Annotated in this window: 4 protein-coding genes; all 4 read right to left on the bottom strand. The window is 36.8% G+C overall.

Translation table 11 applies throughout. From position 1 onward, the window contains the following. Positions 1–505: 505 nt before the first annotated feature. Entirely contained in the window at positions 506–2,470 is a 1,965-nt protein-coding gene (locus tag WBG45_RS06135) for a phospholipase D-like domain-containing protein (RefSeq protein ID WP_424412944.1), read from the bottom strand. A 272-nt stretch (positions 2,471–2,742) separates the two neighbouring features. Next, a complete protein-coding gene (locus WBG45_RS06130) occupies positions 2,743–3,549 on the bottom strand; it encodes a YitT family protein (RefSeq protein ID WP_424412945.1) in 807 nt (268 codons plus the stop codon). A gap of 359 nt (positions 3,550–3,908) precedes the next feature. Next, on the bottom strand, positions 3,909–4,691 hold the full coding sequence (locus tag WBG45_RS06125; protein ID WP_424412942.1) for a YqhG family protein: 783 nt from the start codon (positions 4,689–4,691) through the stop codon (positions 3,909–3,911). A 37-nt stretch (positions 4,692–4,728) separates the two neighbouring features. Continuing rightward, on the bottom strand, positions 4,729–6,129 hold a 1,401-nt coding region (locus tag WBG45_RS06120), incomplete at its 5' end, for a DEAD/DEAH box helicase (RefSeq protein ID WP_424412941.1).

The following is a 6,129-nucleotide window of genomic DNA, read 5'->3' as shown; positions in this document are numbered from 1 at the left end:
GTATATTTTAGTTGCATTTTGCAAATGGTTATCATATAAATAAAGTAACAAGTGAAATTAAAAACAAACATATTTTGAAATATTCACATTTAATAATTACTCACTTCAAAAGAATGGGGAGTAAGACACGAATTTCATACTTGTATTTTACAAATAATATTCAAAATGACGAAAGGATTGATTTTATGTTTAATTTTTATGAAATGCAAAGCGTAATGGAAGCTAAAAAGATGGAAATGGATTTCTATATCAAAGAAAGATCGTATTCCCGCCACCTAAAGAAGAACAATAGAAAATTTAGCATTCTAGGATGGGTTAAGAATACATTCAGCTCTAAAAGAGACATCATTCATAATCAACCATGTTGCTCTCAATAATTGAAAAAAGGTGAGCGAGGATTTACCCCGCTCACCTATTTCTATCTAGACTATTTTCTCAGACTTTACTGTGTTTCAATTAATCTTTCAATAATTGACTCTCTGATTCATCACGAGCTATTTCAATATTACTGAGTAATTGTTCCGCCTGCCTGTGAATATCGTGCATTGAATTCCTGTAAGAATTGATTCGTAATCGCTTGATCATGAATGATAAGTAAATTCTCATCATTGATGTCTTCCCCGTTTGTGCTCCAATTGGTAGAACCTACGATGACAGTTGGGTCGCTATCTGTATCAGCATCAACAATCATTGTTTTACTATGCAACTTGCGAGATTCAGCGTCTTTATAAACAGGTGCTGCATTTGCCCAACGTGTATTTGGATTGTTGACACTTCCAGTAACGGTTTGGCCGGTCATTTCAATACTTGCCGACCACCATTGCGTCCAAAAACTGCTGTCAAAGACACCTTTTACATCGAATCCAGTTAGAGTTCCTTGTTGGTCTTCATAAGACCCTTCCCACTTGTTTTTCAATTCATCAACAAGTTCCTGACTACTCCAAGCAAATATGGTGAAATAAGTTTTATAATCCGCTTCTGTTTTAATAAGATCTACCATTCTGGCAACTGCATTATCACCTGGTGAGAAATACACTTCGATGTTTTTACCACCGACTGTCACTTGATGAGCAGTATTATCAATTTTACGTGAGCTAAAGTTAGAAATCTGAAGGTCGGGAGTCAATGTATTAGTTCCCCACATTTCATTGAACTCTGTCTCATAAATTTGAGCCATATCGGGAGAGTTTACTTCGACGACATGTTGTTGGTTGCCATCAAGAACACCATTAACCATATTTTCATCTGATCCGTAAAGACCTGTAACAGTGAAATTCCAGCTTCCCGTAAATACCCATTTGTTATCGATAATAGCGAATTTATTATGCATTTGAGTTGATGGTGAGTAATAGCTACCGTCAGTCTTTTGTTCCCCTTCTACAAATAAGAATCCTGTCATTTCAGTACTTCCTACCGTAATGGTCTTTTGAGGAAAATCGTTTGGTGACGAAGGTAGTCCATGGCTTCCGCGTTTTGTTGAATCTTCAACGGCCAGCATAGGTGATTCTGAGAGGACCGTTACATCATCAGCTGTTCCGATGACCATGTCTTTTCCACGAACCATTTTTTCTATGTAAAGTCTCATTAATTCAAATCGTTCAATATAGCTCGGGTCTGTTGCATCTTTTGAATCTGCAATTACTCGAACGTCAACGCCTTCAGACGCTTTCAAAATAAGGGCATCAACGATTTTCGGAAGATTGATTTCATAGGTTGCAAAATCAATACTCGTTTGCGCTCCGTTTATTCGTTCAATCAATCGGTTTTCAAGATTCACATTGTAATTGGCTTCATTATTAGTTGAAGCATATTGATCAAGCGCACATTTATTAAAGTAAATATTAATTGCATCAGCAGCATCAGAAACTTGGTTCAGATGTTCGGTTGTATCAGCGCAAGCTCCATTTTGAGCTTCTTGAGAATTTACTTTGCCAGGAGTTCCCATGCCTTCAACGTATGTATCAGTCGATGTTTGCCAATTAGCTGCATCTGTTCCAATGGCTAAAGGATCAATTCGCTCCATGGTCGCTTTTGACGTGTTGTCACCAGCATGCCAAGCGTTAACTTGATCTACAACAATGCCGCTAGAATTTTTCAATTCAAATGTTTCACCTGTATTGCCCATGGCACCACTATAAATCTGGTTAGCAGAAACTCCAGAAACCGTTGCATCATCCGTTCTTTCAAGTATAAAGTAGCCGTTTGCAGGGATAGTTCCACTCAAAGCAATGGAAGGAGATCCATCAGTACTCGTCAATGTCCAACCAGATAAAGACTGGGAAGTACTTGTATTATTGTAGAGTTCAATCCATTCATCATTATAATCAACCGTGGTTCCCATCCATGCGATTTCATTAATAACAATTTCACCGTTTGACGCAGCTTGAGCGCTCTGTACTGGTGACATTGTCGGTGTTACTACAGCTACCATTAAACTTAAAGATGCAATTATTCTACCGATTTTTTTCATCATTTCTCCCTTTTTAACAAATATTTGTTTTTTCAAACAAGTTAATCTTACCTGTAGGGAAAAATATTTAACATGATTCTTTGTTGTTAATTTCCTGTTAAATTAACCCTTACAAATCTCATTTTTAATCGAAAACTTAATTATTTAGTAGGAGGAGGAGTGACTTTTTAACCGCCTTCCCACGAAGAACAAGCGACCGAAAATTTCATTTCGGCCGCTCTTGGATGTCATTATGATTACTAGTATTCAGAATTAATGAGTGCAATTTCGTCTTAGTTATGAGCAAAATTACCGTCAACTTCAACAGTCTCAAATATATTAATAAATGCATGTTCATCATGCTTTCGAACGATTTTTTTGATTTGCAGAGTTTCGTAACGTGTCACAACCATCATGATAATTTGTTTCTTTTCTTGTGTGTAGCCGCCAAAACCTTCAGTAATCGTAATCCCTCGATAGATGGAATGCAGTAAATCTTCGCTTATTAAGTCGCCTTTTGTAGTGACAATTTGCATCGTCAACTTGACGTGATTCGTGAAGATCGTATCAATCATTTTACCGGTCAAATAAATGGATAAAAGTGTGTATAACGCGATATCCCAGTTGAAAACAGCGCCAGAAATCAAAACAATTACCCCGTTCATAGCCGTTAAAAGCAAGCCGATACTGACATTACTGATGCGTGAAATCATAATCGCGATAATATCCAAACCGCCAGAAGTACCAGCGAATTTCAAAATAAGACCGACACCAATACCGCCTAATGCCCCACCAAAAACAGTTGAAAGCAGGATATTGTCGGTCACTTGAACTACTGGCAACAAGTATAAGAAGACCGAGAGTGAAACCACACAAATCATTGTATTGATCGTGATGGTTTTTCCAAGTTTGAAGTAACCCAAAACAACCAAAGGTAAGTTAAATAGTAGATTCAATAACCCAGTATTAAATGGCGTGACTAAGCCAACTAAAATAGCGATTCCACTAATTCCACTGCTTAAAATACCATATGGAACTAAAAAGAAATTAAACGCAAATGCAACAATGAGTGAACCTATGACGATGATTACATTTTTCATAAACATATACTTTCCTCCACATTTCTTGTATGAAAAAACTCGCCCCTCTTAATAAAGGGACGAGTTCGTACTCGCTTTACCACCCATAATCACAAATCTTTAAAAGAAACCTATGGCGCTCCGTCAACGTTCTCTTATGGTCCATCGTACGCTGGAAAGCTGTCAAAGCTTACTCGTTTTAGCTTTGAATCTCGGAGATGATTTTCAGATAAGATCTATTCATCGTCTTTCTTAAGAACAGGCATCTTGTCGTACTCTTTCTCGTCACAGATTTTTGTTATTAGAAATCAATTTATCAGAGGTGATAAGACAAGTCAATATATGATTCGGAAATAGGTACGTCGCTTGTTGTCGCGATGTTATTTCAAATAAAACAACCCACCATTAATGATTTCAATTTTTATCCTGGCTTCGTATTGTTGGTCCATTGCTTGTTTTTCCATCTCGAAACAGTCTGGTTTATTTTCTACTCCTTCATAGAAGTATTCTAAAACTTCTCTATCCTTTTTCCATCTCATTTTGGCTTCGTTGGCCCAGGTGTGATCGTCTTGTTGGATGATGTTTTCAATCGCCGCATCCAATCGTTCGAGGGCACGAAGAGGCTTTATGATATAGGTAATACTAAACGCATCGTCTGACATGGTTGAATGCAAGTCCACTCCACTTATCCATTCCTGAAAACAATCAATCATATTACCTGTAATTAAATTAATGCCTAACGAATAAAACATTTCTTTCGTTTGATCGCTGTAATACGATACTTTGTAATTTACACCCAACCAAGGAGTTAACATCGTTTTTATTTTCGGATTATCCGACACCTTCTCATACATTTGCACGTAAGAACCGAGCTCTTTGGTTGTTTGAAACAATTGATTGAGCCGTGGAGAACCAAAGTGAACAACTTCACCTTTAATATCGTCTTCTAGTCGATTTTGATCAGTGATGAACGTTAATTGTGCTGGGTTTGGAACGCCATCTGTATTTTCTAAGTATTTCCAATAAAATGGCCGATTCATAATTTTTTTATCCATATCAATCGTTAATTGAACGGTCAGGTAATGGTCATTACCTCTTACAATATCGCAATTATTTTCTCTGAAAAATTTTTCTAAATACCCATGAATTTGTTGTGGATACACTGTACATCCTCCCTAGAATGAACCTGCCGTTTTTATCTCAAATGGATTTTTTAAATGATGATAAAATATCGTCTAAGTCACCGACCACTTTTTCAAAGACATCGAGTTTCACGTAGAGCAGGTCTAATATATCTTCTTCGATGGTATTGTGAATAGCTAGATTGTATATATGAACGTCATGTTCTTGTCCTAACCGATGGACACGTCCAATTCGTTGTTCTAACTTCATCGGGTTCCACGGTAAATCATAGTTGATGACATGGTGACAAAATTGAAGATTAATTCCTTCGCCTCCGGATTCTGTCGCAATGAGAACCTGTGCCTGATCTTTAAATAATTGCTTCATCCAATCTCGCTTGTTTTTCTTGAATTTCCCGTTAAAGAGAACACTTGTGATCCCTTTCGTATATAAATACCACTGCAAATAAGCTTGACTGGCTCGATATTCAGTAAAGATAATTACCTTATCATTTGCCTCAGCTATGATTTCATAAGCCTTTTCTGCTTTCGCGTTTACTTCAAGTACCATCAACTTTTGAATAATTTCTTCAACATACTCTATCTCTTGAGATTCGGTACACTTTTGCCGCATTTTATTCAAGGTCAAATAGGTAGCTTCTTTGCTGCTGCACATTTCCTTTTGAAGAGTAATCATGGAGAAGGCACCCGAAAAAACAGGCGATATATGTTTAAGCTCCAGAATCATGTCGTAGACTTCTTGTTCTTGTGGAGTGAAATGAATTGGGATTGTTTGAACACGACGTTTTGTCCATTCAATACCAGTGTCTTGTCTTCTGTTTCGTACCATTACTTGATTCACTAGTTCTCTTAAATACGCCTCGTGTTCTACATTATGTTTACTTGCGGAAAACGCAGCTTGAAACGTTTCGTAACTTCCAAGGTGTCCGGGTTTTAGTAATGAAATGAGATAAAATAGTTCAAATACATCGTTTTGAATCGGTGTGGCAGTTAACAACAAACAAAATTTCTTCTTTAAATTTTGAACAAACTCGTAGTTTTTCGTTTTATGGTTTTTTAATTTATGTGCTTCGTCAATGATAATCAAATCATAATCTTGATCATAGATGTTTTCTTTATGTGGACTTCTTTTTGCCATATCCATACTCATGACAACGATATTACATGTGTTTAAATCGTAATTTTTTTTATATTGCATAGCTGGAATATAAAATTTTTGATTTAGTTCTTCAATCCATTGATTTACTAAAGAAGCTGGAACTAAAATTAACGCTTTTTTCACCAAGCCTCTGATTAGATATTCTTTCAAAATCAAACCCGCTTCAATGGTTTTTCCAAGTCCTACTTCATCTGCCAGAATCGCTTTGCCATTCATTCTTTCAATGACCGTTTGCGCCACTTCCAATTGATGGACAAGTGGTGTAAGATTCGGCAAATATTTAGGCGATTGTAGACCAGC

The organism is Paenisporosarcina sp. (genome assembly GCF_049671445.1).
In the GTDB taxonomy this organism is placed as follows: domain Bacteria; phylum Bacillota; class Bacilli; order Bacillales_A; family Planococcaceae; genus Paenisporosarcina.
Note: the sequence above shows the minus strand (reverse complement) of the source record. Positions and strands in the feature narration are given on the sequence as shown.